Source organism: Arthrobacter sp. UYCu723 (genome assembly GCF_054059215.1).
Window position 1 is genome coordinate 3379961 of the sequence record NZ_JBSSBW010000001.1, and the last position, 22806, is coordinate 3402766.

18 protein-coding genes and 1 pseudogene are annotated in these 22806 nt (G+C 68.2%); 12 read left to right on the forward strand and 7 right to left on the reverse strand.

The window, feature by feature from the left end; translation table 11 throughout:
• The first annotated feature begins 117 nt into the window (after window positions 1-117).
• Window positions 118-696 (forward strand): transposase, encoded by a 579-nt coding sequence (locus tag ACVWZ8_RS15770; protein WP_456505965.1) that lies wholly within the window; start codon window positions 118-120, stop codon window positions 694-696.
• A gap of 922 nt (window positions 697-1618) precedes the next feature.
• On the opposite strand, the gene ACVWZ8_RS15775 is transcribed toward ACVWZ8_RS15770, so the two are convergent.
• From ACVWZ8_RS15775 to wecB, 3 genes and pseudogenes are all read right to left on the reverse strand, one after another.
• The gene (locus ACVWZ8_RS15775; RefSeq protein ID WP_456505130.1) at window positions 1619-2041 is read right to left on the reverse strand and encodes a YybH family protein; all 423 of its coding nucleotides are present in this window, start codon (window positions 2039-2041) and stop codon (window positions 1619-1621) included.
• Between the two features lie 167 nt (window positions 2042-2208).
• Window positions 2209-2331 (reverse strand): annotated as a pseudogene (locus ACVWZ8_RS15780) (IS110 family transposase); the annotation flags it as partial.
• A gap of 200 nt (window positions 2332-2531) precedes the next feature.
• Complete coding sequence (gene wecB, locus ACVWZ8_RS15785; protein WP_456505131.1) at window positions 2532-3674, reverse strand: non-hydrolyzing UDP-N-acetylglucosamine 2-epimerase; 1143 nt, start codon at window positions 3672-3674, stop codon at window positions 2532-2534.
• Between the two features lie 243 nt (window positions 3675-3917).
• On the opposite strand from wecB, the gene ACVWZ8_RS15790 reads away from it, so the two are divergent.
• From ACVWZ8_RS15790 to rsmD, 4 genes are read left to right on the forward strand one after another with little or no spacing between them, the layout of a single operon-like run.
• Window positions 3918-4943: a thiamine-phosphate kinase gene (locus ACVWZ8_RS15790; RefSeq protein ID WP_426979708.1), complete on the forward strand. Its 1026-nt coding sequence runs from the start codon at window positions 3918-3920 to the stop codon at window positions 4941-4943.
• A gap of 22 nt (window positions 4944-4965) precedes the next feature.
• The gene (locus tag ACVWZ8_RS15795; RefSeq protein ID WP_426978398.1) at window positions 4966-6045 is read left to right on the forward strand and encodes a DAK2 domain-containing protein; all 1080 of its coding nucleotides are present in this window, start codon (window positions 4966-4968) and stop codon (window positions 6043-6045) included.
• Entirely contained in the window at window positions 6035-8293 is a 2259-nt protein-coding gene (locus ACVWZ8_RS15800) for an ATP-dependent DNA helicase RecG (protein WP_456505132.1), read from the forward strand. The genes ACVWZ8_RS15795 and ACVWZ8_RS15800 overlap by 11 nt, the downstream gene beginning before the upstream one ends.
• A 30-nt stretch (window positions 8294-8323) precedes the next feature.
• Window positions 8324-8929 (forward strand): 16S rRNA (guanine(966)-N(2))-methyltransferase RsmD, encoded by a 606-nt coding sequence (gene rsmD / locus ACVWZ8_RS15805; RefSeq protein ID WP_456505133.1) that lies wholly within the window; start codon window positions 8324-8326, stop codon window positions 8927-8929.
• Window positions 8930-9202: 273 nt separating this feature from the next.
• On the opposite strand, the gene ACVWZ8_RS15810 is transcribed toward rsmD, so the two are convergent.
• On the reverse strand, window positions 9203-9997 hold the full coding sequence (locus tag ACVWZ8_RS15810) for a spermidine synthase (RefSeq protein ID WP_456505134.1): 795 nt from the start codon (window positions 9995-9997) through the stop codon (window positions 9203-9205).
• Between the two features lie 4 nt (window positions 9998-10001).
• The gene (locus ACVWZ8_RS15815; protein WP_456505135.1) at window positions 10002-11210 is read right to left on the reverse strand and encodes an aminotransferase class I/II-fold pyridoxal phosphate-dependent enzyme; all 1209 of its coding nucleotides are present in this window, start codon (window positions 11208-11210) and stop codon (window positions 10002-10004) included.
• A 152-nt stretch (window positions 11211-11362) separates the two neighbouring features.
• Between ACVWZ8_RS15815 and coaD the strand changes: the two genes are divergently transcribed.
• The 7 genes from coaD to ftsY all read left to right on the forward strand — a co-directional run bounded on the left by coaD (window position 11363) and on the right by ftsY (window position 19619).
• Window positions 11363-11848: a pantetheine-phosphate adenylyltransferase gene (gene coaD, locus ACVWZ8_RS15820; protein ID WP_426978393.1), complete on the forward strand. Its 486-nt coding sequence runs from the start codon at window positions 11363-11365 to the stop codon at window positions 11846-11848.
• Between the two features lie 189 nt (window positions 11849-12037).
• Window positions 12038-12562 (forward strand): YceD family protein, encoded by a 525-nt coding sequence (locus ACVWZ8_RS15825; RefSeq protein ID WP_426979707.1) that lies wholly within the window; start codon window positions 12038-12040, stop codon window positions 12560-12562.
• 36 nt (window positions 12563-12598) lie between these two features.
• On the forward strand, window positions 12599-12802 hold the full coding sequence (rpmF, locus tag ACVWZ8_RS15830) for a 50S ribosomal protein L32 (RefSeq protein ID WP_009356569.1): 204 nt from the start codon (window positions 12599-12601) through the stop codon (window positions 12800-12802).
• 21 nt (window positions 12803-12823) lie between these two features.
• Entirely contained in the window at window positions 12824-13591 is a 768-nt protein-coding gene (gene rnc, locus ACVWZ8_RS15835) for a ribonuclease III (RefSeq protein ID WP_426978392.1), read from the forward strand.
• A 7-nt stretch (window positions 13592-13598) separates the two neighbouring features.
• Window positions 13599-14591: a bifunctional DNA-formamidopyrimidine glycosylase/DNA-(apurinic or apyrimidinic site) lyase gene (mutM, locus tag ACVWZ8_RS15840; protein ID WP_456505136.1), complete on the forward strand. Its 993-nt coding sequence runs from the start codon at window positions 13599-13601 to the stop codon at window positions 14589-14591.
• A gap of 116 nt (window positions 14592-14707) precedes the next feature.
• Complete coding sequence (smc, locus tag ACVWZ8_RS15845; protein WP_456505137.1) at window positions 14708-18319, forward strand: chromosome segregation protein SMC; 3612 nt, start codon at window positions 14708-14710, stop codon at window positions 18317-18319.
• Window positions 18320-18407: 88 nt separating this feature from the next.
• On the forward strand, window positions 18408-19619 hold the full coding sequence (ftsY, locus tag ACVWZ8_RS15850) for a signal recognition particle-docking protein FtsY (RefSeq protein ID WP_426978389.1): 1212 nt from the start codon (window positions 18408-18410) through the stop codon (window positions 19617-19619).
• Between the two features lie 79 nt (window positions 19620-19698).
• Here ftsY and ACVWZ8_RS15855 read toward each other — a convergent pair whose 3' ends face one another.
• Window positions 19699-21393: a hypothetical protein gene (locus tag ACVWZ8_RS15855; RefSeq protein ID WP_456505138.1), complete on the reverse strand. Its 1695-nt coding sequence runs from the start codon at window positions 21391-21393 to the stop codon at window positions 19699-19701.
• A gap of 87 nt (window positions 21394-21480) precedes the next feature.
• Window positions 21481-22731 (reverse strand): MFS transporter, encoded by a 1251-nt coding sequence (locus ACVWZ8_RS15860; RefSeq protein ID WP_456505139.1) that lies wholly within the window; start codon window positions 22729-22731, stop codon window positions 21481-21483.
• Window positions 22732-22806: the final 75 nt, after the last annotated feature.

The window sequence follows — 22806 nt, forward strand, 5'->3', positions numbered from 1 at the left end:
GCACTGGTCCTAGGGATAGGACAGACGCTAGACAGGGCAGCTTGGGAAAACCTTGGGCGGCAGACGCGGACATTGCGCGGGGTTGCGGGAAGGTGGCTCGCGAGGGCGCTTTCTGAGATGGCTCGTCGCTGTCCATGGGCGTTTCGGCCGGAGACGGTGATGCTGGTGCCGCCGTCGCTGGACGAGTGGCTGCCGCAGAAAAATTTGGCCCGGTTCATTGCCGAAGTCGTCGCCGAGGAACTGGATCCGGCCCGGTTCTACGGCTCGTATGCGAAGGCGAAGGGACAGCCGCCGTGCGATCCGCGGCTCATCGTCCGGGTCCTGCTCCACGGATGCTGCGTCGGGGTGCGCTCCTCACGGGAGCTGGAACGGGGCTGTGAGGAGGTGGTCGCGTTCCGTTGGCTCGCCGGACAGCAGGTTCCGGTTTTCCGGTCCATTGGACGGTTCCGCCAACGTCACCTGGTGTTACCGCGCACGTTATTTGACGCCGTAGGCGTCATCGTCGGTGCCGACGCGCATCGTCAAGGTGACGTGTGCTGTCCAGCCCACGTCGGGCGGCCCCGTCGGCATGTTGACGCGCTCAAATCCCGTGTGAATCGCTCGGATGCGCGACGGCAGAGATCCGCCGGCGCCGACTGTGCACCGCACATGGCCTGGGCCAGCCAGGAGCCCCTGGCCGCGCGTTCACAGCGCTGACCACACAGGGGCTTGGCTCGTCGGGGCGCACCACGGGCTGGAAGACCCTCCGGCGGCCCACGAGCACACGGCTCGACGCGCTGCACGAAGGCGGGTGGCTCATCGTCATGCTGACGCGGTCATTGCTCACGCCTCGATCGTCAAACCGTGTAACGCGAAGGACCGAAGAAGAGGGCTCCATCGTCAGACAACGTGACCGACCCGTCGTCAAATAACGTGCGCGGTAACACCTGGCCGCGTTGGGCCATGTGGTCCTCCAGGCCCCGGGGCTCTGCCGGGCCCCGGGCATGGTCTCTCGGAGGAGGGTCGCGTTGGGCGGGACGAAGGTGCGGGCCAGCTCCTCCGGGCGCAAGGTGATGAGCTACGCGAGGCTGACGGAGAAGCAGAGGATCCTTGCCGACGAGGTCAGCGATTTGCTGGCCCGGCCCCAGGCCGTGGACGCGGCCGAGGGACAACCGGTACGGTGCGGGCAAGCGCGGGGACCAGCTGCCGGAGGCTCTGGCGGACAGGGAATCGCGGCTTGCGACGCTGGCCGCTGCCCGCAAGTCCCATGGAGGGCGAAGCCGCCCGGAAGGCCCGGGCGGAGGCGGCCACTGGCCTCGATGATCGAACACACCACCCGGCGCGTGGGACAGATGCCCTTCCAATGGACCATTGATGCCGGGCATTGTGAAGCAGCCAACCACGAATATGTCACGGAAATCGAGACCGCCGGTGGGACCGAGTTCTTCATCGCGACGGGCTGGCACAAACACGGGGTGCCGCTATGGTTTTCGTCAAGATGCATGGGAGGGCATGTCGCACCCTGGACCGGGGCACGCCCGGGACAATGGGGCTCGGCGTCGAGCGCACGGCCGTTTGTCCGGCCGGCCATGTGCGTCTGCAACCCCGGGGTGGATTCGGATCGCGTGAATCCCGTGCGCTATTTTCGCAGCACGGCGTCCGGTGCCTGCGGTGTGGTGATTGGGTTTGCGTGGCGGTGCACAAGTGCCCAAGTGTCACCTTCAAGGCGATAAATGCTCGTTACCCGCAGATCAAACGGCGATATTTTGTCTCCTCCTCCGACCTTGGCCTGCCAGTGTTCTATGTCCAGGAAGCAGGCGAGATCGGTAGTGACGTGCTTGGTGAGGGCATCAAAAGCGGTGACGCGTCCATCTTTGAACCGTGCCGCCGCTGAATCGAGGGCCTCTGATACTCGCTCCCAGCCCACCACCGGAGGGCCCCAGGGATTAGCAAGGGAGACATCCCCGCTGTGGGAGAAAATGGCCTTGACGGGTTCCGGGTCGCCTTTAGCAAACTGATTTACCGCTCGATGAAACTGGTCGATGACCTCGTCAAGATGCATTGGTCCCACCTTCTGACTCATAGGGGCGTCTGGGGTATGCGAATCCTAGCGGCTCCGTGCCCAGCCCGTCGCCGGCCTCCTGAATCTTCCAATCGGGCGGTGGCTGCTGTACGGAGATCCTTGGGGTTCTATCAGGTCACTGCGGTGGTTCTCGGCTGGTGGAGGGTTCAGTCCCGAAGCATGCTGTAGAGGGTATCGCAGCGTCTCCTGGCGAGGACGACGAGGGCCTGGTTGTGGCGTTTGCCTTTGCCGCGTTTCCGGTCGTAGCAGGCCCAGTAGGCCGGGTGGCGGTCCCGGTGGGGAAGCCGCCCGCGAACGGGAGCTCCCGGCGGGTTGCCACAACCTGCTCAAACTCTTCAAATACCGGGAAACCACCGGGATCCTGGCCACCGCAGAAGCCTAAAGGAAGGGCGCCTGAGTCACGGAGACCCTTTCGACCCACGCTCTTGGGGGCTCGGCTACCCCTCAAGATACGTCAGCCGGCCCGCAGCTACTGGCCGAATTCGGGGAGGCGTGGACCGAGGTTTAGCATGGCGGCCACGGCCGCGACTGTCCGCTCGGATGCGCGGCCGTCGCCGTAAGGATTGACCGCATTGGCCATGGAGTCAAAATGTTCCTGATCATGCAGGAGACGGTCGACTTCCTTGAAGATGACCTCTTCGTCTGTCCCGATCAAGGCCACGGTGCCGGCGTCGACCGCTTCGGGCCGTTCAGTGTTGTCCCGCATGACGAGGACGGGCTTTCCGAGGCTGGGGGCCTCTTCCTGCACACCTCCCGAGTCCGTCAGGACGATGTGGGCGAGGGAAAGCATCCGGGTGAATTCACCGTAGGCCAGCGGCTCGGTCACAATGACGTTGGATAAGCCTGCCAACGCCGGGAGCACAGCTTCGCGGACCACCGGGTTCTTGTGGGCCGGCAGCACGATCATCAGATCCGGTTCGGCTTCCGCGATTCTGGCCAGGGCCCGGCCCACGCCCTGCATGGCGCCTCCCTGGTTTTCACGCCGGTGGGTGGTGACCAGGAGGATCTTCCTGCCGCTGGCAGCGAGTTCCTCAAGCTGCGGGTCCGTGAATGGGATCTGCTTGCCGACCGTGGTGAGCAAGGCGTCGATGACAGAGTTTCCGGTAATGACGATGTTGGCAGGGTCGATTCCCTCGGCGACGAGGTTGGCCTTGCTCACGCTTGTGGGTGCAAGGTGGAGGCTGGCGATTTGACTGGTGATTTTGCGGTTTGCCTCCTCCGGAAACGGGGAGAACAGGTCTCCGCTGCGAAGGCCTGCTTCAACGTGCACCACGGGGATGCCATGGTAGAACGCTGCGATGGCGCCGGCGGTGGACGTCGTCGTGTCACCCTGAACGATGACGACGTCTGGCTTGTTGGCTGCGAAGAGTTTGTCCAGCCCATCGATGGTCCGGGTCATGATGGCGGAGAGTGACTGGCGCTGCTGCAGAATATTCAGATCATGATCCGGCACAATGCCGAAGAGCTGGTTGACTTGATCGAGCATCTCGCGATGCTGACCCGTGACCGTGACGACGCAGTCGAAATGCTCAGATTCCTGAAGGGCGGCAACTATAGGGGCCATCTTGATAGCTTCGGGACGGGTCCCGAAAATTGGCATGACACTAGGCATGGTGATTCCCCCGAAAGAGTTTAGGCCGCTGACCCATCGATCGTACTGGACGCCCTCAACGCGGTGTGAATCTGCGTCCGCGGCGACCCCACCCCGCCGGGGATCCTGCCGGGGTGCCTGCCGGGGGGTCCTGCCGTCCCGTCCCGTCCCGTCCCGTCCCGTGAGTCTGTTGTCCGGCCCCCGCGGTAGCGTAGGGCTGTGCCTGAATCGACTGTGCCCGACTCCACCGTGCCCGACTCCACCGTGCCCGAAGCTTCCCTGACCGTTGCCGCGCTCTCCGAGTCCGAGCTCCTCGAACGGATCTTCCCCCGGCTCAACCGCGGCACCGGCGGCAACCTGGCGGTCCTGCTTGGCCCGGGGGACGACGCCGCCATCGTGGCGGTGCCCGACGGCCGGACCGTGATCAGCATCGACACCCAGGTGGCGGACCAGGACTTCCGGCTCGAATGGAAGAACGGTTACCGGACCAGCGGATACGACGTCGGCTGGAAGGCCGCCGCGCAAAACCTCAGCGACATCAACGCCATGGGAGCCCGCGCCACGGCCATGGTGGTGAGCCTGACGATGCCGCCGGAAACGGCCGTCTCCTGGGTGGAGGACTTCGCGGACGGACTGACCGCCGGCATCCGGGAACTTGGCGCCCCGGACTGCGCCGTGGCCGGGGGAGACCTGGGCCGCGGGCGGGAGCTGGCTGTCAGCGTCGCGATACTGGGGACCCTGGACGGCAGGGAACCGGTGCTGCGCTCCGGAGCCCGCCCCGGGGACACACTGGCGCTGGCGGGAACCGTGGGACGGGCGGCCGCCGGGCTGGCCCTGCTCGAATCGGACACCGGCGTCCACTCGCTCAGCGGGGAGCAGCGGGCCCTGATGGACACCCAATGCCGGCCCCGGCCACCGCTCGCCGCCGGTCCGCTGGCCAGGGAAGCCGGGGCCACGGCGATGATGGACATCTCCGACGGCCTGGTGCGGGACGGCGGCCGCATGGCGGCAGCCAGCCGCGCGGTGCTCAACCTGGACGCCGCCGCACTGAAGGAACTCGCCGTTCCCTTGCTGCCGGCGTCGACGCTGCTTGGCACTGACCCGCTGGCCTGGGTCCTGGGCGGCGGGGAAGACCACGGACTGCTCGCCACATTCCCCGCAGGCCTTCAGCTGCCTCCCGGTTTCACTGCGATAGGCTCGATAGAAGCCCCTGCACCTCTGGACAGCGCGGGCGTCAAGATCGCGGGCCGGCCCGCTGACACCGTGGGATGGGATCACTTTGCAGACTAAAATTGCCGCCAACGCGCAAGCGATGAAGCGGTGGTTGGGCAAGGCAGAAACAACGCTAGGGAACCACAGCGACCGCCTGAACGCCATCAACATCTTCCCCGTCGCCGACGGCGATACCGGCACCAACCTTTACCTGACGGTCCGGGCCGCGGTGCACGCACTGCAAAGCACGAACACAGCCACGGGCACGGCCATGGACACGGCCTCCTTAACCGCCGACACCGCCTCCATCCCGCTGGTCGCCGGGGACCTGGCCCAAACCGCTTTCGGGAGCCCCGGTCCGGCCCAGAACGACGTCGGCGCGGTCCTGGCACGGGCCGGCCAGGCCGCCATGGAGCAGGCCCGCGGTAACTCCGGGACGCTGTTCGCTGTTTTCCTCTGCGCCGCAGCCGAGCCACTCGCCGGCCACACCCGGCTGAGCGCCCCGCTCTTGGCCGCCGCCCTCAACCGGGCCCAGATCCGGGCCTGGTCCGCGCTGAGCGATCCCGTGCCGGGAACCATGCTGTCCGTCATGGAAGCCGCCGCCCGCGCCGCCGCCGCCGTGGACTCAGCGCACGACGGCGACGACAGCAACCACACGCTCGGACTGGCACTGGATGCCGCCGTCGAGGCTGCCCTGGCAGCGGTGATCCACACCGAGGACCAGCTCGATGCCCTGCATGCCGCCCATGTGGTGGACGCCGGCGGGGTCGGAATGCTGCTGATCCTTGACTGCCTGCGCTCCGCCGTCCTGGGCGAGGAACTGCAGAGCGAACTCCTCGACGGCCTGCACGGCTACGACGTCCAGGATCCGCACATCCACGCCGCCATGCCCCGGGACGAGGGCGTGGAAGTCATGTGCACCATCACGCTCTCGCCGCTGGATGCCGCGATGATGCGCCAGCGGCTCGATGAGATGGGCGACTCGGTCATCATGAGCCAGGTGGGCGCCGCGGCCGACAGTTCCGGCCAGTACCGCTGGCGGGTCCACGTCCATGTTCTGGACGCCGGCCCGGCCGTGGCCCTGATCCGATCGCTCGGCGAGCCCTCGGACTTTTCCGTCAGCGAACTCGCCCTCCCGCGTGAATTTGAGCCGCGGGACCCCGACGGACATGAACGCTGAACTGGACCTCGGCCTGGAGCGCCGGATCGGCAAGCGCTCCGCGGCGGTCATTGAGAAGCACCTCGGCATCACCACCGTGGGCGGGCTGCTGAACTACTTCCCGCGCCGCTACCTCAGCCGCGGCGAGCTGACCCCGATCAGTGAGGTCCCGCTCGACGAGGAAGTCACGCTCATCGCCCGCGTGATCTCCAACAGCACCCGCCAGATGCGCGCCCGCCGCGGCTCCCTGACCGACGTCGTGATCTCCGATGATGCCGGGGGAGCCGCCGGCGCCGTCCGGCCCCCGGGAGCAAGGATGCCGGGCACCCTGAAGGTGAGCTTCTTCAACGGCTTCCGGGCCAAAGCCGAACTCCAGCCGGGCCGGCGCGCCATGTTTTCCGGCAAGGTCACGCGCTACGGCGGCGCGCTCGGGCTGACCAACCCTGATTTCCTGCTGCTCGACGAGGACCCTGAGACGCCGGGGATGGATCCGGAAAAGCTCGCGGCCATGCCCATCCCGGTGTATCCGGCCACGGCCAAGCTGACCAGCTGGTCCATCCAGAAGGTGATTTCCACGCTCCTGGACACCGTCGAGCTCGAGGCCCTGGGTGACCCGCTGCCGGCGGAGATTGCCGCCCGGGAGAAATTCCTGCCCGTCGCGGAGGCCTACCGCCTGATCCACGCCCCGCAGACGCCGCCGGACTGGCAGCGGGCCCGCGACCGGTTCCGCTACCAGGAAGCCCTGGTACTCCAGTCCGCACTGGCACGGCGCCGCGCCCAGCTCGCCGCCGAGGAGGCCACCGCCCGCCGCCCGGCAGCCGGCGGTCTGCTGCCCGCCTTCGACCGCCAGCTGCCGTTCACGCTGACAGCCGGCCAGTCCGCCGTCGGCAAGACGCTCGCCGAAGAGCTCGGCCAGGCTTCCCCGATGAACCGGCTGCTGCAGGGCGAGGTGGGGTCCGGCAAGACGATCGTGGCGCTGCGCGCCATGCTGCAGGTGGTCGACGCCGGGGGACAGGCGGCCCTGCTGGCACCCACCGAGGTCCTCGCCGCCCAGCACTTCGAGTCGATCCGCCGCACGCTCGGCCCGCTGTCCCGGGACGGGATGCTCGGCGGCCTCGGAGCCGACGCCGTCCAGGTCAGCCTGCTGACGGGCTCCATGCCCACCGCGGCGCGGAAGCAGGCCATGCTGGATGCCGCCTCCGGAACGGCCGGGATCGTGATCGGAACCCACGCGCTGCTCAGCGACAACGTCTCCTTCTACGACCTCGGCCTGATTGTGGTCGACGAGCAGCACCGCTTCGGCGTGGAACAGCGCGACGTCCTGCGCTCCAAGGCCTGCAAACCTCCGCACCTCCTGGTCATGACCGCCACCCCGATCCCGCGGACCGTGGCCATGACCGTCTTCGGCGACCTCGAAACCTCCGTGCTGGACGAGCTCCCGGCCGGCCGCGCGCCCATCACCACGCACGTCGTGGGGCTGGCCGAGCACCCCGCGTGGCTCGCCCGGCTGTGGTCCCGCTCCCGTGAGGAGATCGACGCCGGCCACCAGGTCTACGTCGTCTGTCCCAAGATCGGCACCGACGACGACGGCGACTTCAGTCCCGGGGAAACCGAACCGTCCGCCGCCGACCTCGCAGGCGACGGCGGCGGGCGCGAGCTGGCGTCCGTGACCGGCGTCGTCGAACAGTTGCGGGACGAACCGGCACTCGCCGGGGTGACCGTGGCGCCCCTGCACGGCCGCCAGGACCCTGCGCTCAAGTCCGGGACCATGGCCTCGTTCACCGCGAACGAGACCAAACTGCTCGTCTCCACCACCGTGATCGAAGTCGGCGTGGACGTGCACAACGCCACGCTCATGGTGATCCTGGACGCGGACAGGTTCGGCATCTCGCAGCTCCACCAGCTCCGCGGCCGGGTGGGCCGTGGCGGCCTGCCCGGGACCTGCCTGCTCGTCACCACTCTGGAACCCGGCCATCCCAGCCGCCGCCGGCTCGATGCCGTTGCGGCCACCACGGACGGGTTCGAGCTCTCGCAGGAGGACCTCAAGCTGCGCCGTGAAGGCGACATCCTGGGTGCCTCCCAGTCGGGCGGCCGGTCCACGCTGAAGCTCCTGCGGGTGCTCGAACACGAGGACATCATCGCCCGGGCCCGGCAGGACGCCCAGCGGATCGTGGCGGCCGACCCGTCGCTAGCGGGCCACCCCGGGCTCGCCGAGGCAATCGACGAATACCTTAACCCTGAGAAGGAGGCGTTCCTTGAACGCGGCTAGCAGAATCCACGCAGCTACGGGGTCCCGGCGATGAGCCGCATCATCGCCGGCGCCGCGGGCGGAACCACGCTGGTCAGCGTGCCCGGCTCCCTGACCCGCCCCACCACGGACCGCGTCAAGGAAGCGCTGTTTTCCCGGCTGGACGCCTTCGAGGTCGTGGCGGACGCCCGCGTGCTGGATCTCTACGCCGGCTCCGGTTCGCTGGGGGTGGAGAGCGCCAGCCGGGGCGCCGAGACGGTGGACCTCGTGGAGTTCGATGCCAAGGCCAGCGAGGTCTGCCAGCGCAACGCGGACCTCGTCAACACCGTCGCGCGCCGCAAGGTGGTCTCGGTGCACCGCTCCAGGGTCGAATCGTTCCTCGAACGGACCCAGGAGGCTGTCCGCTGGGACCTTGTCTTCCTGGATCCGCCCTACCCGCTGGAGGAACCCGCGCTGGCCGACGTGCTGGCCGAGCTCGCACCGCACCTGGCGGAAGGTGCCGTCGTCGTGGTGGAACGCTCCTCGCGGAGCCCCGAACCCACCTGGCCGGACGGCTTGGAACGGTTTGCCGAACGGAAGTACGGGGAGACCCGGCTCTGGTTCGCTGAGCCCAGTGTGCCGGAAGTCCCGGAGGTAGTGCTGGAAGACGGGGAGTAGCCCGCCACTGGCGGAGCCACCGCACCTGCCGCCGGAGCCTGGACATGCCCCGCGCCGCGGTTCGCGGATGGACATAGACCGGTTATGCCCGGTCCTGGGCGCGAGGCCTGGACATGTCCTTCGGGGGCCCTGGAACCGGACGCGCCCCTGGTCCGGACGTGCCACCCCGGAGCCCGGACATGCCCCGCGCCGGGGTCTGCGGATGGACATATTCCGGTTATGCCCGGCCCCGGGCGCGAGAACTGGACATGTCCTCCCGGGGGAGCAGCCCGGTCAGCCCGGCTGGTCCGAGAGTTCATCGAGCCCGACGCCGGACAGCACCCTCGCCGGATGCGGGCCGCGGGCCAACAGCGCCGCGGTCCACGCCTCCGGCCACGGCGTCTGCGTGCCGGTCAGGATGATGTTGCCGGGATACCTGCCGGTGAACATGCCGGCCTCGGCGACGGCCGACACGTCCGTCATCGCCCGGCGCAGCGCGGCCACCTGGCTCCGGACCAGGGTCAGCCCGGGTTCGTCACCCACGTTGACGATCAGCACTCCGCGCGGGGTCAGCTTCGCGGCGGCCTCGCGGTAGAACTCTGTGCAGGCAAGATGCGCGGGTGCCTCGGGGCCGGAAAAGATGTCCAGGATGACGACGTCGAAGCGCTGTCCTGCAGGCAGCCCGGCCAGCGCCTCCCTGGCGTCGCCGATCAGCGTGTGCAGCTGTATGCCTTCGGGCAAGGGCAGCTGCTGCAATACGAAGTCCAGCAGTTCCCGCTCCAGTTCCACCGCGTACTGCACGGAGCCGGGCCGGGTGGCCTGGATGTAGCGGGCCAGCGTCAGGGCCCCGGCGCCGAGGTGGAGGGCGCTGATGGGCTCACCCCACGGCGCCGCGAGGTCCACCACGTGCCCGATCCGGCGCAGGTACTCGTAGAAGATGTCCGAAAGGTCGGTGAGGTTCACGTGTGACTGCTCGGCCCCGCCGATGCTGAGCACGAAGCCGCCCTCGGTGAATTCATCGGGCTCGATCGTGGCGTGCTGGCCCGTGGTCCGCAGAAAGCGCGACGCCGCCGCCGGTGTTCCGGCCACCCTTTTAGAGCCGGTCCCGCAGGGTTGCCAGCCGTTCGGCGGCCTCCTGCAAGACGTCAATCCGCTTGCAGAAGGCAAAGCGCAGGAGGCTGCGGGTGCGCTCGGCTCCTTCCGGGTGGCAGAAAACCGGCACCGGGATCGCTGCGACGCCGATGAGCGCCGGCAGCCGGCGGGCCAGGTCCACGGAGTCCGAGATGCCCAGCGACGCGGTGTCGACGTTCACGAAGTACGTCCCCTGCGGGGTGAAGACGTCCAGCCCGGCGGCGCGGAGGCCCTCGCTGAGGATGTCCCGCTTGAGCTGGAGCGTGTCGGCGATCCCGGCGTAGAACTCGTCCGGCAGGCCGAGGCCCACAGCGATGGCGCCCTGGAACGGTGTGCCGGAGCTGTAGCTGAGGAACTGCTTCACGGTCCGGGCGGCCGCGACGAGGTGTTCGGGGCCGCTGAGCCAGCCGATCTTCCAGCCGGTGAAGGAGAACGTCTTGCCGGCCGAGGAAATGGTGAGGGTGCGCTCGGCCGCTCCGGGCAGGGTGGCCAGGGGGATGTGGCGGACGCCGAAGGTGAGGTGTTCGTAGACTTCATCGGTGATGATGACGGCGTCGTACTTCGTGGCCAGCTCGACGACGCGCTCAAGCACCCCGCGCGGGAACACCGCACCGGTCGGGTTGTGCGGGTTGTTGACCAGCACCACCTTGGTGCGGTGGCTGAACGCCGCTTCAAGGGCGTCCAGATCCGGCATGAAGTCCGGTGCCAGCAGCGGCGCGGTGACGTGGCGGGCGCCGGAGAGGCCGATGATGGCGCCGTAGGAGTCGTAGAAGGGTTCGAAGGTGAGGACCTCGTCGCCGGGGCCCACGAGGGCGAGCAGCGAGGCGGCAATGGCCTCGGTGGCGCCGGTGGTGACGATGATTTCAGTCTGCGGGTCCGGGGTCAGGCCGTAGAAGCGCTCCTGGTGGAGGGAGATTGCCTCGCGCAGTTCAATGATGCCTTTGCCCGGCGCGTACTGGTTGTAGCCGGCGGCGATAGCGGCCTGGGCGGCCGCCTTGATCTCCGCCGGGCCGTCCTCGTCCGGGAACCCCTGTCCCAGGTTGATGGCGCCGGTGTGCAGCGCCAGCGTGGTCATTTCCTCAAAGATCGTCACACCCAGGGTGCCGTCGGCGGAGAGCAGGTTGGCGCCGGTCGCGGCCCGCTGCCACGGGAACCGCAGCGGGGCGGTCACCGGGAGCCTGCGCGGAGCGCGTAGAGCCGGCCCATGCCCCTGGCGGCGCCCGTGACGAGCACGACGCCCCCGGCCACGGCGAAAGGGTTGCTGGAAGCTGACATTCAGCCATGGTATCCCGCTCGGCGGCGCGGATACGGTAGGTTCGGAGCATGAGACGCGCCGTATGCCCTGGCTCCTTCGACCCCATTCACAATGGACACCTGGAAGTGATCGCCAGAGCAGCCGGCCTCTTCGACGAGGTGATCGTGGCAGTATCCACCAACTACGCGAAGAAGTACCGCTTCAGCCTGGACGAGCGGATCGAGATGGCCAGGGAAACCCTGGCGTCCCTGCGCGGCATTGTTGTGGAGCCGGTGGGGGAGGGGCTGCTGGCCGAGTACTGCCGCCAGCGGGGTGTGTCCGCCATCGTCAAGGGCCTGCGTTCGTCGTCGGACTTCGACTACGAACTGCCGATGGCCACCATGAACCGGCAGCTCACCGGCGTCGAAACGGTCTTCCTTCCGGCGGAAGCCCATTACCTTCATTTGTCGTCCACCCTGATCAAGGAAGTCTTCACTCTGGGCGGCAATGTCTCGGAGTTTGTGCCCCGATCCGTGCTGAAACGGCTGCACGCGGGCGGGCCTGTCCAGGATTAGGCGCACAGAGGGTAAGCTTGATCGGTACTCGGCGGCCTGCTGCCGGTTGCGCGGCCCGAATCCAAAGCCGTTTGCGGTGTGAGCCCCAGGCGTATCCGCGGTTTGAGTCCGTCCGGAAGATCAGGCTAAGATAGTACGTCGGTCATATGTTCAACAGGAGTTCTCATTAAACGAGATGCTAGTTCGCCCCTGGCGTTCGACGTCAAGGACCTCGGACGCAGTCCGGGAAGCATGCGGACGCTGACGGAACATGTACCCGCACCAGGTGATCTTGGTGTGGCGCTCATTGGCGTGCAGGAAGGCTCGGATGTCGGGCTGGACCTGCGGCTGGAGGCCGTACACGAAGGAATTCTGGTATCAGGAACCGCAAACGTCGAAGTAACCGGCGAATGTGGCCGATGCCTGGATCCCCTTGCGTATGACCTCGAGGTCAATGTGCAAGAACTTTTCTTCTACGAGGATGCTGAATTCTCGGATGAAGAAGACGAAGAAGAGCAATATCGAGTCGAGCGCGATGTTATCGATCTTGAGCCGGTGTTGCGGGACGCAGTTGTAACCATGCTGCCGTTCCAGCCGGTGTGCCGGGAAGACTGCCAGGGCCTTTGCTCCGAATGTGGAGTTCGCCTGGAAGACGAGCCGGGGCATCACCACGAGATCGTAGATCCTCGCTGGGCTGCCCTAGCCGACTTGGCTAAGCCTGACCGGCAAAACTGATTTGTAAGTGTTGGACTAGAGAGAAATGAGTTAGCCGTGGCTGTCCCGAAGCGGAAAATGTCTCGCTCGAATACCCGCGCCCGCCGCTCCCAGTGGAAGGCAACTGCCCCCCACCTGGTGAAGACTGTCGAGAACGGCCAGGTTACCTACAGCCTGCCGCACCAGGCAAAGGTCGTTACCGACTCGGCTGGCACCGCGCTGTTCCTTGAATACAAGGGCCGCAAGGTCGCAGACGTCTAATCCGCCGACAGGCTGAATAAGATGTCTTCAACTGAAGAGCTTCTGAAGCGTCTCGGTGTCTCTATTGACGCCGGGACGCTTCGTCTTGCGCTCACACACCGTTCCTACGCCTACGAAAACGGCGGCATTCCCACCAACGAACGGCTCGAGTTCCTGGGTGACTCCATCCTGGGCTTCTCCGTCACCGACGCGCTGTACCGTGACAACCCCACGCTGCCGGAAGGGGACCTCGCCAAGCGCCGCTCCGCCGTCGTCAGCACCCGGGCACTGGCCGGCATCGGCCGCAGCATCGGGCTGGGCGAATACATCTTCCTCGGACAGGGCGAGAAGCTCACCGAGGGCAAGAACAAGGCGTCCATCCTGGCGGACACCATGGAGGCGCTGATCGGCGCCACCTACATCTCCAACGACATTGAGACGGCACGCCAGCTGGTCATGCGGCTGATCGGGCCGCTGCTGGCGGACGCTGCCGCCCTCGGCGCCGGCACCGACTGGAAGACCAGCATCCAGGAGCTGGCCGCCAGCCGGCAGATGGGCACCATCAACTACGCGGTGGAGGGCTCCGGCCCGGACCACGCGCGGACGTTCGAGGCCATACTGCGGATCGGCGGCACGGACTACGGCACCGGCTCGGGGAATTCGAAGAAGGAAGCCGAGCAGGAAGCCGCCGCGGACGCCTGGCGCCGGCTCTCCGCACCGGTTCCCCCTGCACCGTCGGCACCGGTTCCCCCGGCACCGGTTCCCGAAACGCCTTCGGAGACGCGGCAGCTGACCCAGACCGACAGCTAGGCGCGCTGTGCCTGAACTGCCGGAGGTTGAAGTTGTCCGCCGCGGCCTGGTGAGCTGGGTACGCGGCCGGACCATCACGTCCGTTGACGTGGTGGATCCGCGCTCCGTCCGCCGGCACGCGCTCGGTCCCGAGGACTTCGCCGGCAACCTCGAGGGTGCCCGGGTGCTGGACGTGGTCCGGCGCGGGAAGTTCCTGTGGCTGCCGCTGGCCGATACACCGGACGGTACCGCCGTATCGGGACCCGCCGTATCGGGAGACGCCGAATCGGGACCCCCCCGGCCGGCCGTGGCACTCATGGCCCACCTCGGCATGTCCGGGCAGCTCCTGATGCAGGACGCCGGTGTTCCGGACGAGAAACACCTGAAGGTCCGGCTGCGCCTGAGCCCGGCTGAGGGCATGCCGGAACAGCTCCGCTTCGTGGACCAGCGAATTTTCGGCGGGCTGTTCCTCACCTCGCTGATCGCCACGTCCGACGGCGGTCCCGGCGGGCTCGCCGAAACGCCGCTTCCGCTGATCGCCGAGGAAGCCTCGCACATCGCCCGGGACCCGCTGGACCCGTACTTCTCCTTCGACGAGTTCTACCGCCGCCTCCGGGCCCGGAAGACCGGCCTCAAGCGGGCGCTGCTGGACCAGGGGCTGGTCTCGGGGATCGGCAACATCTACGCGGACGAGGCTCTCTGGAAGGCGCGGCTGCATTACGCACGCCCCACGGACACCCTGCGCCGGGCGGACGCCGAGCGGGTGCTGGACGCCGCGCGGGAGGTCATGACGGACGCCCTGGCCGCCGGCGGAACAAGCTTCGATTCGCTCTACGTCAACGTCAACGGCGCCTCCGGCTACTTCGACCGTTCCCTCAACGCCTACGGCCGCGAAGGGCAGCAGTGCAAGCGCTGCGCCGCCGCCGGTCTGGTGAGCATCCTCAAGCGGGAACAGTTCATGAACCGGTCCTCCTACACCTGCCCCGTGTGCCAGCCCAGGCCCCGCAACGGCCGCTGGTAGACGGGCTGCCAAGCAGCACCGGCAACCCTGGAAATCCGCGGATTCCCGTGGTCCACGGGGTAGATTGGGCACGTAGATTCACGGCACTGCCGCCACTGAAGGAGTTCCGAAGCACTTTGCACCTCAAGAGCCTGACCGTCCGGGGATTCAAGTCTTTCGCTTCGGCGACGACTTTCGAATTCGAGCCAGGCGTCACCGCCGTGGTCGGACCCAACGGCTCGGGCAAATCCAATGTGGTGGATGCCCTGGCATGGGTCATGGGCGAGCAAGGGGCCAAGACGCTCCGCGGCGGCAAGATGGAGGACGTCATCTTCGCCGGGACGTCCGGGCGGCCGCCGCTGGGACGCGCCCACGTGTCGTTGACCATCGACAACAGCGACGGCGCCCTGCCGATCGACTACAGCGAAGTCACCATCTCCCGCACCCTGTTCCGGACCGGCGGCTCGGAATACGCCATCAACGGCGCAGGCTGCCGGCTGCTGGACATCCAGGAACTCCTCTCCGACTCCGGCCTGGGCCGGGAGATGCACGTCATCGTCGGGCAGGGGCAGCTGGACAAGGTCCTGCATGCCACGCCCGAGGACAGGCGAGGTTTCATCGAGGAAGCCGCCGGCATCCTCAAACACCGGCGGCGCAAGGAAAAAACGGTCCGCAAACTCGAAGCCATGCAGGCCAACCTGCAGCGGCTCAGCGACCTCACCGGGGAAATCCGGCGGCAGCTGACCCCGCTGGGGAAGCAGGCGGCGGTGGCCCGCCGGGCCCAGACTGTCCAGTTCGAAGTCCGCGACGCACGTTCCCGCCTCCTCGCCGACGATCTCGTCCAGCTGCAGTCCGCGCTGGAGCAGGACGTCGCCGACGAGTCAGCCCTCAAGGCCCGGCGCGCCGTCGTCGAGCGGGAGCTGGAACACGGCCGGCAGCGCCGGGCCGATCTGGAACAGCTCGCCGCCGGGGCCACGCCGAAGCTGAACGCCGCCCGGGACAACTGGTACCAGCTCTCCGCCGGACGCGAAAGGCTCCGGTCCCTCGGCTCCCTCGCCGAGGAACGCCGGCGGCTGCTGGGCGCGGCAGATTCGGTCCCGGACACCGGCCGGGACCCGGACCAGCTGGACCGGCAGGCCGCGCGGGTACGCGAGGAACAGGCCGACCTCGAGCGGCAGATCCTGGACCGGCGCGGCGCGCTGGACGCTGCTGCCGACTCCAAGCAGGACGCCGAGAACGCGGCCGCCGCCGAGGACAAGCGGCTCGCGGCCCTGCTCCGTGCCGCCGCGGACCGGCGTGAGGGCCTGGCGAAACTCGCCGGCCAGGTCGGCGCGGCGCGGTCCCGCGTCGAGTCGGCGCAGGCCGAACTCGGCCGGCTCCGCGAGTCCCAGAAGGCAGGGGAGGAGCGCCGCCGGCACGCCCAGAGCGAATTCACCGCCCTGGAATCCCAGGTGGCCGGCGTCGAGGACGGCGAGGAAACCCTCGACGCCGACTATGAGGACGCCAACGGTGCCCTCGACGCGGTCATCGCCGAGATTGACGCCCTCAAGGCGGCCGAGCGCGAGGGCGAGCGCGAACGCGGTGCCCTCGTGGCGCGCCGCGACGCCCTGCAGCTTGGCCTGAACCGCAAGGACGGCACCGGCCATGTGCTCGGCGCCGGGCTGCCCGGCGTGCTGGGGTCCCTGGCGGCCATGATCACGGTGGAGAACGGTTTCGAGGCCGCCATCGCCGCCGCCCTCGGTACCTCCGCGGACGCCGTCGTGGTGCAGGACGCGGAGGCCGCCGCCGCCGCGGTCCAGCGATTGAAGGACGACGACGCCGGCCGCGCCTCGCTGCTGCTGGTAGCGGGGGCCCCGGACGCCCCGGCTCAGCCGGACATCTTGCTGCCGGACGCCGGGCTGCCGGGCGGGGCTCGCTGGGCCTCAAGCCTTGTCGCCTCCGCCGGGTCCCCGACGGCCATCGCCGAACTGCCGCTGTCCGGCCTGCTGGCGGGCATCGCCGTCGTCGACGATCTCGCCGCCGCCGCGGAGCTGATCACGGGACGGCCGGAGCTGACAGCCGTCACCCGGGCAGGGGACGTGTTTACCGCCTTGACGGCCAGCGGCGGCTCCGCCAAGGCACCCTCGCTGCTGGAGGTCCAGGCCGCCGTCGACGACGCCGCCGCAAGGCTGGCCGCGGTGACCGCCGGGCTGGAGCGAAACCGCTTCGCGCTGTCCGCAGCGCAGGCACGGCGGGCCGAAGCGCAGGACCGCGCGGACGCCGCCCTGGAGAAACTCCACGACTCGGACGCCCGGCTCGCGGCCGTGGCCGAGCGGCTGGGACACCTCAATTCCGTGCTGCGCAGCGCCGTCGGCGAAAGTGAACGGCTCGCCGCGTCCCTCGCCAAGGCCGAGGCGAACATCCGCACGGAACAGGCGTCCCTCGAAGCGGTGGCGGCGAGGCTGGCCGCCGCCCAGGAAACGCCCGCCGAGGAAGAGCCGTCCGCCGAGCACCGTGACGCCCTTGCCCTTGCGGCTTCGCAGGCCCGCGCCGCCGAGATGGAGGCGCGGCTCGCGCTGCGCAGCGCCGAGGAACAACTCACAGCCACCGCCAACCGGGCGGCCTCGCTCGAACGCGCCGCCACCGCCGAACGCCGCGCCCGCGAGGAAGCCGCCGAACGCGCGCGCCGCCGCCGCCGCCAGGCGAAACGCGCCGCCGCCGTCTCCGCCGCCGTCGAACAGGTGCTCGGCTTCATCGATGTCTCCGTTGAGCTCGCCCGGCAGGAGCGGGACAGCGCCGAGGAGCGTCGGGAGCAGATGGACCGCGAACTCGCCGAGGTCCGCACCGGTACCGACGCCCTGGCCCGCGAGCTCGCGGAACTCACCGACTCCGTGCACCGCGACGAACTGGCCCGCGCCCAGCAGCGGCTGCGGATCGAGGGCCTGGAACTCAGGAGCGTCGAGGAACTGGGGCTCACGGCCGATCAGCTGGTGGCCGACTACGGTCCGGACCAGCCCGTGCCCCTGCCCGCCGGGGAAGCGGCGGACAAATGGGCTGCCCTGCGAGCCCCCGTCGGTGAGGACGGCGCCGAGATCGTCGAAGGAAAGCCCTTTGTCCGGGAAGAGCAGGAGAAACGGCTCAAACGTGCCGAACGTGACCTCTCCGCGCTGGGCCGCGTCAATCCGCTGGCCCTCGAGGAGTTCGCCGCCCTGGAGGAACGCCACCAGTTCCTGAGCACGCAGCTGGAGGACCTCAAGTCCAGCCGCAAGGACCTGCTGGACATCATCAAGGAAGTCGACGAGCGCGTGCAGAAGGTCTTCGCGGAAGCCTTCGCGGACACGTCCGCCCAGTTTGTCCGCGTGTTCGCCCGGCTGTTCCCGGGCGGGGAGGGGCGGCTGGTCCTGACGGACCCGTCGGACATGCTCACCACCGGCATCGAGGTCGAAGCCCGCCCGGCGGGCAAGAAGATCAAACGGCTCTCGCTGCTTTCCGGTGGCGAACGCTCGCTGACGGCCGTGGCCCTGCTCGTGGCGATCTTCAAGGCCAGGCCCTCACCGTTCTACGTCATGGATGAGGTGGAGGCAGCCCTGGACGACACCAACCTGGGGCGGCTTATCACCATCTTCGAGGAACTGCGCGAATCCAGCCAGCTGATCGTCATCACGCACCAGAAGCGGACCATGGAGGTCGCCGACGCGCTCTACGGTGTCACCATGCGCGGCGACGGCGTCTCCACGGTCATCAGCCAGCGGCTCCGCGCGGAGGTCTGAAACCCGCTTTGCCCGGACGGCGGCCCGGGCCGCTCCCCGGACCCAGGCGTCTCCGCGGCCGCTTTCGCGTTTGTGAGAAGCTAGGGGAGTGAACGACATCCTCCCCATTATCCTGCCCATTCTCGCTGCCCTGGTGGTCCTCGGTGCGCTGATTCCGGTCCTCATGAAGACCCGGAAGAACATCACGAGCTACCCGGGCACGCGTGACGAGAACGATCCCGTGCAGTCAGGCTCCGCCGGAGGAACCCTCGTCGAGGACCGGCCCTCGCCAACGCGAGAACGCGGGGCGCCGGAGACCGCCGACCTGGAGGGCCTCGAAACGGTCGAGGTGCCGGACGATGTGGCCGGCCTGGAAACCGTCCCGGTGGAGACGCCGCTGCCGGTGGCGGGCCGCCTGACCCGCCTGCGCGAACGCCTCGTCAAGTCCAACAACATCTTCGGCAAGGGCCTGCTGGCCCTGCTCTCCGCGGACAAGATCGACGAAAACGTCTGGGACGAGGTGGAGGAGACCCTCCTGCTCGCCGATCTCGGCACCGAACCGACCATGCAGCTCGTGGACGCGCTCCGCGAACGGGTGAAAGTCCTGGGCACGCGTTCCCCGGAGCACGTCAAGGCCCTGCTGCGCGAGGAACTGATCAAGCTCGTGGACCCCACGATGGACCGCAGCCTGCGGGTGGAGCGCCATGCCGACAAGCCCGCCGTCGTGCTGGTGGTCGGCGTCAACGGCGTCGGCAAAACCACCACCGTGGGCAAGCTTGCCCGCGTGCTCGTGGCCGAGGACAAGGACGTGCTGCTGGGCGCCGCGGACACCTTCCGCGCCGCTGCCTCCGAGCAGCTTGCCACCTGGGGTGCACGCGTGGGCGTCCCCACGGTCAGGTCCCACGTCCACGGGGCGGACCCGGCGTCCGTCGCCTACGAGGCGGTCCAGGCGGGCATTGATCAGGAAGTCGACGTCGTCATGATCGACACCGCCGGGCGCCTGCAGAACAAGGTGGGCCTGATGGACGAGCTGAGCAAGGTCAAGCGCGTCATTGAAAAACTCGCCGAAGTGGACGAGGTGCTGCTGGTCCTGGACGCGACGACGGGCCAGAACGGCCTGAACCAGGCCAGGGTCTTCGCCGAAGTCGTCAACATCACCGGCATCGTCCTGACCAAGCTGGACGGCACCGCCAAGGGCGGGATCGTCGTCGCGATCCAGAGATCGCTGGGCGTCCCGGTCAAGCTGATCGGCCTGGGCGAGGGCGCAGACGACCTCGCTCCGTTCGACGCGGAGGGCTTCGTCGACGCCCTGCTGAACTGAGTCCGCAACCCAACTGGCTCGCAGTAGTTGCCGTTTTGACCGCTGAAAACGACAACGAATGCGAGCCAGTTGGGAAGGATCAGTACTTGAAGTTCAGCACCGTCACGGTGCCGGCCGTCAGCTTGAAGTTCTGGGTCCCGGACTTGTACTGGAAGCCCGGCACCGTGGCGCGGTCCGCCAGCGGCGTCGGTTCGGACGTGACCCCGTCGATCACGGTGCTGTCCTCGGCCCCGTAGCTGGGGCCGGTGAGCTGGGTCATGGTGCCGGTCAGCGGCTTGCCCGGAAGGTTCAGCGTGACATCGGTCTGGGCGGCCTTTTCCGGATCGTTCTCATTGACGATGACGACGCTGGTGCTGCCGTCAGCGTTCTGCAGCGCGTAGCTGTACGCCAGCCCGCCTCCGGAGCTGTCCAGTTTCATGAACTTTCCGGCCTCCAGCTCGGCCACCATCGAAATGCCGAAGAAGTTGGCCCGGCCGGACATCTGGCCGTTGCCCAGAGGGTAGGCGCCGGCGCTGCAGATGGCGGACATGGGCGGGCCGCCCTTGCAGCTGAGCATGGAGCTGTGGAACCCGATCCTGGTGATCCCCAGCTGCGCGGCGTTGAGGGCATAGTCTGCGGTCCAGAGTGCCGATGCGTGCGTGCGGGAGGTCTCGTTGGAGCCGGGGCAGGCTGCGATCCCGGTTTCCGGGAGCCACGTTTCCAGGCCCGCCGCCTGGCCCACCTTGAGGGCCGCCTGCTGGTAATCGGCCGCACGGTCGTGCATGAGCCGGCTCATCAGGTTGGACATGGTGGGCGAGCCCTTGGGGTCGCTGCCATCACAGCTGTAGAGCGGGTAGTTGTGGAACGTGAGGATCTTCTTCTGCGGGATGTCCGCATCGACGAAGGGCTGCCACCACTTCTGGTCATAGGCGCCCGGACCTGAAATGGGCACATTCGGGGCCACGGCATAGATCGCCTTGGCGTAGTCCTTGAGCTCCCGGATGTACTGGTCCAGGCTGTAGCCGTCGGTCTTCACATCGTTGAAGACGAAGCCGTTGGGCTCGTTGCCTATGGTGATGCTGAGCAGCCGGTCACCGAAGATTTCCGAGGCGTGCTTGACCATGTCCGCCGCGCGGTTCGGGTCGTAGTGGCCGAGGTCGACGGTGAGGCTGACCCTGGCGTCCGTTGCGTCCAGCAGCGTCTTGACCCGGGTGAGTTCCGCCGGACCGACAGCCTCTGCGGGATGCGCCTTGTCTCCGCGGTAGTTGGAGGGGAGGGCCTCGTTGGAGGACGTCCAGAAGAACCGGCGGTCCACGGCGTTGCCGCCAAACCGCAGGACCGGCTGGTCGATCTCCTTGAGGAGCTTCACCATCGAGGCGTTGTCGCTGCTCAGATCGGGGTCGGCCAGGTCCGTGGCCTCCAGCGAGATTCCTGTCAGGCCCTTGTTCAGGGAGGTGCCCACCAGGTCCTTGGACACGTCGACCTTAAGGGGTTCAACCTTTTCCAGCGGTGAACCGGCTGGTGGCCCGGCCTGCTCGTAGTAGGTGACGGCAGGACCCACTTCTGCGGGTTCGCTGCTTGCGGCCGTTGCGGCCGGGCTCGAGACAGCGGACTGCGGCCCCGGCGCGGGTGCGCCGAAGGTCAGCGGGATGGCCACCGCGGCAGCTGCCACGACGGCGACGATCCCTGCGGCGGCGATCAGCCGCGAGCGCTTCTTGTTGCCCTTGGGCGCGCCGTCATCATCGGAGGGGTCGGGGGCAGCTGAATACCCGCGTGAATGGTCGATTGGCGCCATAAGGCAGTACCTCCGGAAGATTTGGCAAGTCCCGTCCAGCTTAGCCAAGGCCGGGGCGCCCGGTTGACCGTGGCGCCGCCCCCGGCCTCAGGCCTTCGCCGCGGGCTGGGCCCGGAGGCTCTCCCGGGCCACCAGCCAGCCGGCTGCTGCGGCGACCAAGATGCCGCCGGTGACGCCGAAAGCCCAACCGTAGCCCAGACGGTCCGCCAGCAGCCCGGCGAACACGGGACCGATGATGGCGCCGCTGTCCGCGGTCATCTGGAACACGGCGAGGACGCGGCCGCCCGAACGTTCATTGCCGATCACATCGGCAATGGCCGCCTGCTGGGCGGGGCCGAGCAGGCCGGAGCCGATGCCCGCGACGGCGGACGCCACGAGGAACCAGGGCAGCTGCTCGGTGAAGCCGATGGCGGCCGTGGCGGTGCCGGTGACGAGCAGGCCAGCCAGCATCAGGGGTTTCCGGCCCAGGTTGTCGGCGAGCCGGCCGGAAAACGTCAGTGCCGCCGCGTTTCCTGCCGCGAACACGGCCAGCGCCCAGCCGGCGGCCTCCGGTCCCGCCCCTAGTGCCGCGACGGCGAACAAGGGCACGGTGGCCATCCGCACGCCGAAGGTGGCCCAGCCGTTCGCGAAGCTGGAGACCAGGGCGGCGCGGTAGGCGCTGTCCCGCAGGGCTTCCCGGAGTTCCATCGCCGGGGCCACCCCGCCCTCCGGCCGGGACGCGGCCGGAACATGGCTGAGCTGGGTCTGCACCACGAGGGCCGCCAGGACCAGCGCTGCCGCGTACGCGAGGAACGGGACGCGGAGACCAAAGCCGGCGAGAAGGCCACCCACAATCGGGCCGCAGACGTTTCCGATCAGGAAAGCCGAGGCATAGGCGCCGGAGACACGACCGCGGCTTTCCGGTGGCGCCAGCCGGATCACGAGGGCCATCGATGCCACCGTGAACATCACCGAACCCGCACCGCCGAGGCCGCGGAAGACCAGCAGCTGCCAGTAGTCCTGGGCGAAGGCGCAGGCCGCGGTGGAGGCCGCCACAATGAGCAGACCGGCCACATACACCGGCCGTTCGCCCAGCCGCACAATCAGTGCCCCGCCGGCCGGGGCGAACACGAGCCGCATGAACGCGAAGATGCTCACAATCACGGCGGCGGCCGTCGCGCCGACGTCGAACGTGGTGGCGAACTGCGGAAGGACCGGCGCCACCAGCCCGAAGCCGAGCGCAATCAGGAAGGCGGCAACCAACATCACCTTGATGTCCCGGGGGAGCCGGGCGCGGCCCGATGGGCGGCCGGCGGCCTGGGACCGGGTTTCACCGGCGGGGCGGGGGGTCTTGCTCATGATGCTGTGGTCCTCGATCACGGAACGCGGAAGGCGGAACTAAAGGCGTGAAACATAACCGTAACAAGGCGGAGA

Coding starts and splice junctions, on each gene's coding strand:
- ACVWZ8_RS15770 (WP_456505965.1), top strand. CDS start 118: ATGGCTCGTCGCTGTCCATGGGCGTTTCGGCCGGAGACGGTGATGCTG.
- ACVWZ8_RS15775 (WP_456505130.1), bottom strand. CDS start 2,041: ATGCATCTTGACGAGGTCATCGACCAGTTTCATCGAGCGGTAAATCAG.
- wecB (WP_456505131.1), bottom strand. CDS start 3,674: ATGCCTAGTGTCATGCCAATTTTCGGGACCCGTCCCGAAGCTATCAAG.
- ACVWZ8_RS15795 (WP_426978398.1), top strand. CDS start 4,966: ATGAAGCGGTGGTTGGGCAAGGCAGAAACAACGCTAGGGAACCACAGC.
- ACVWZ8_RS15800 (WP_456505132.1), top strand. CDS start 6,035: ATGAACGCTGAACTGGACCTCGGCCTGGAGCGCCGGATCGGCAAGCGC.
- rsmD (WP_456505133.1), top strand. CDS start 8,324: ATGAGCCGCATCATCGCCGGCGCCGCGGGCGGAACCACGCTGGTCAGC.
- coaD (WP_426978393.1), top strand. CDS start 11,363: ATGAGACGCGCCGTATGCCCTGGCTCCTTCGACCCCATTCACAATGGA.
- rnc (WP_426978392.1), top strand. CDS start 12,824: ATGTCTTCAACTGAAGAGCTTCTGAAGCGTCTCGGTGTCTCTATTGAC.
- ACVWZ8_RS15855 (WP_456505138.1), bottom strand. CDS start 21,393: ATGGCGCCAATCGACCATTCACGCGGGTATTCAGCTGCCCCCGACCCC.
- ACVWZ8_RS15860 (WP_456505139.1), bottom strand. CDS start 22,731: ATGAGCAAGACCCCCCGCCCCGCCGGTGAAACCCGGTCCCAGGCCGCC.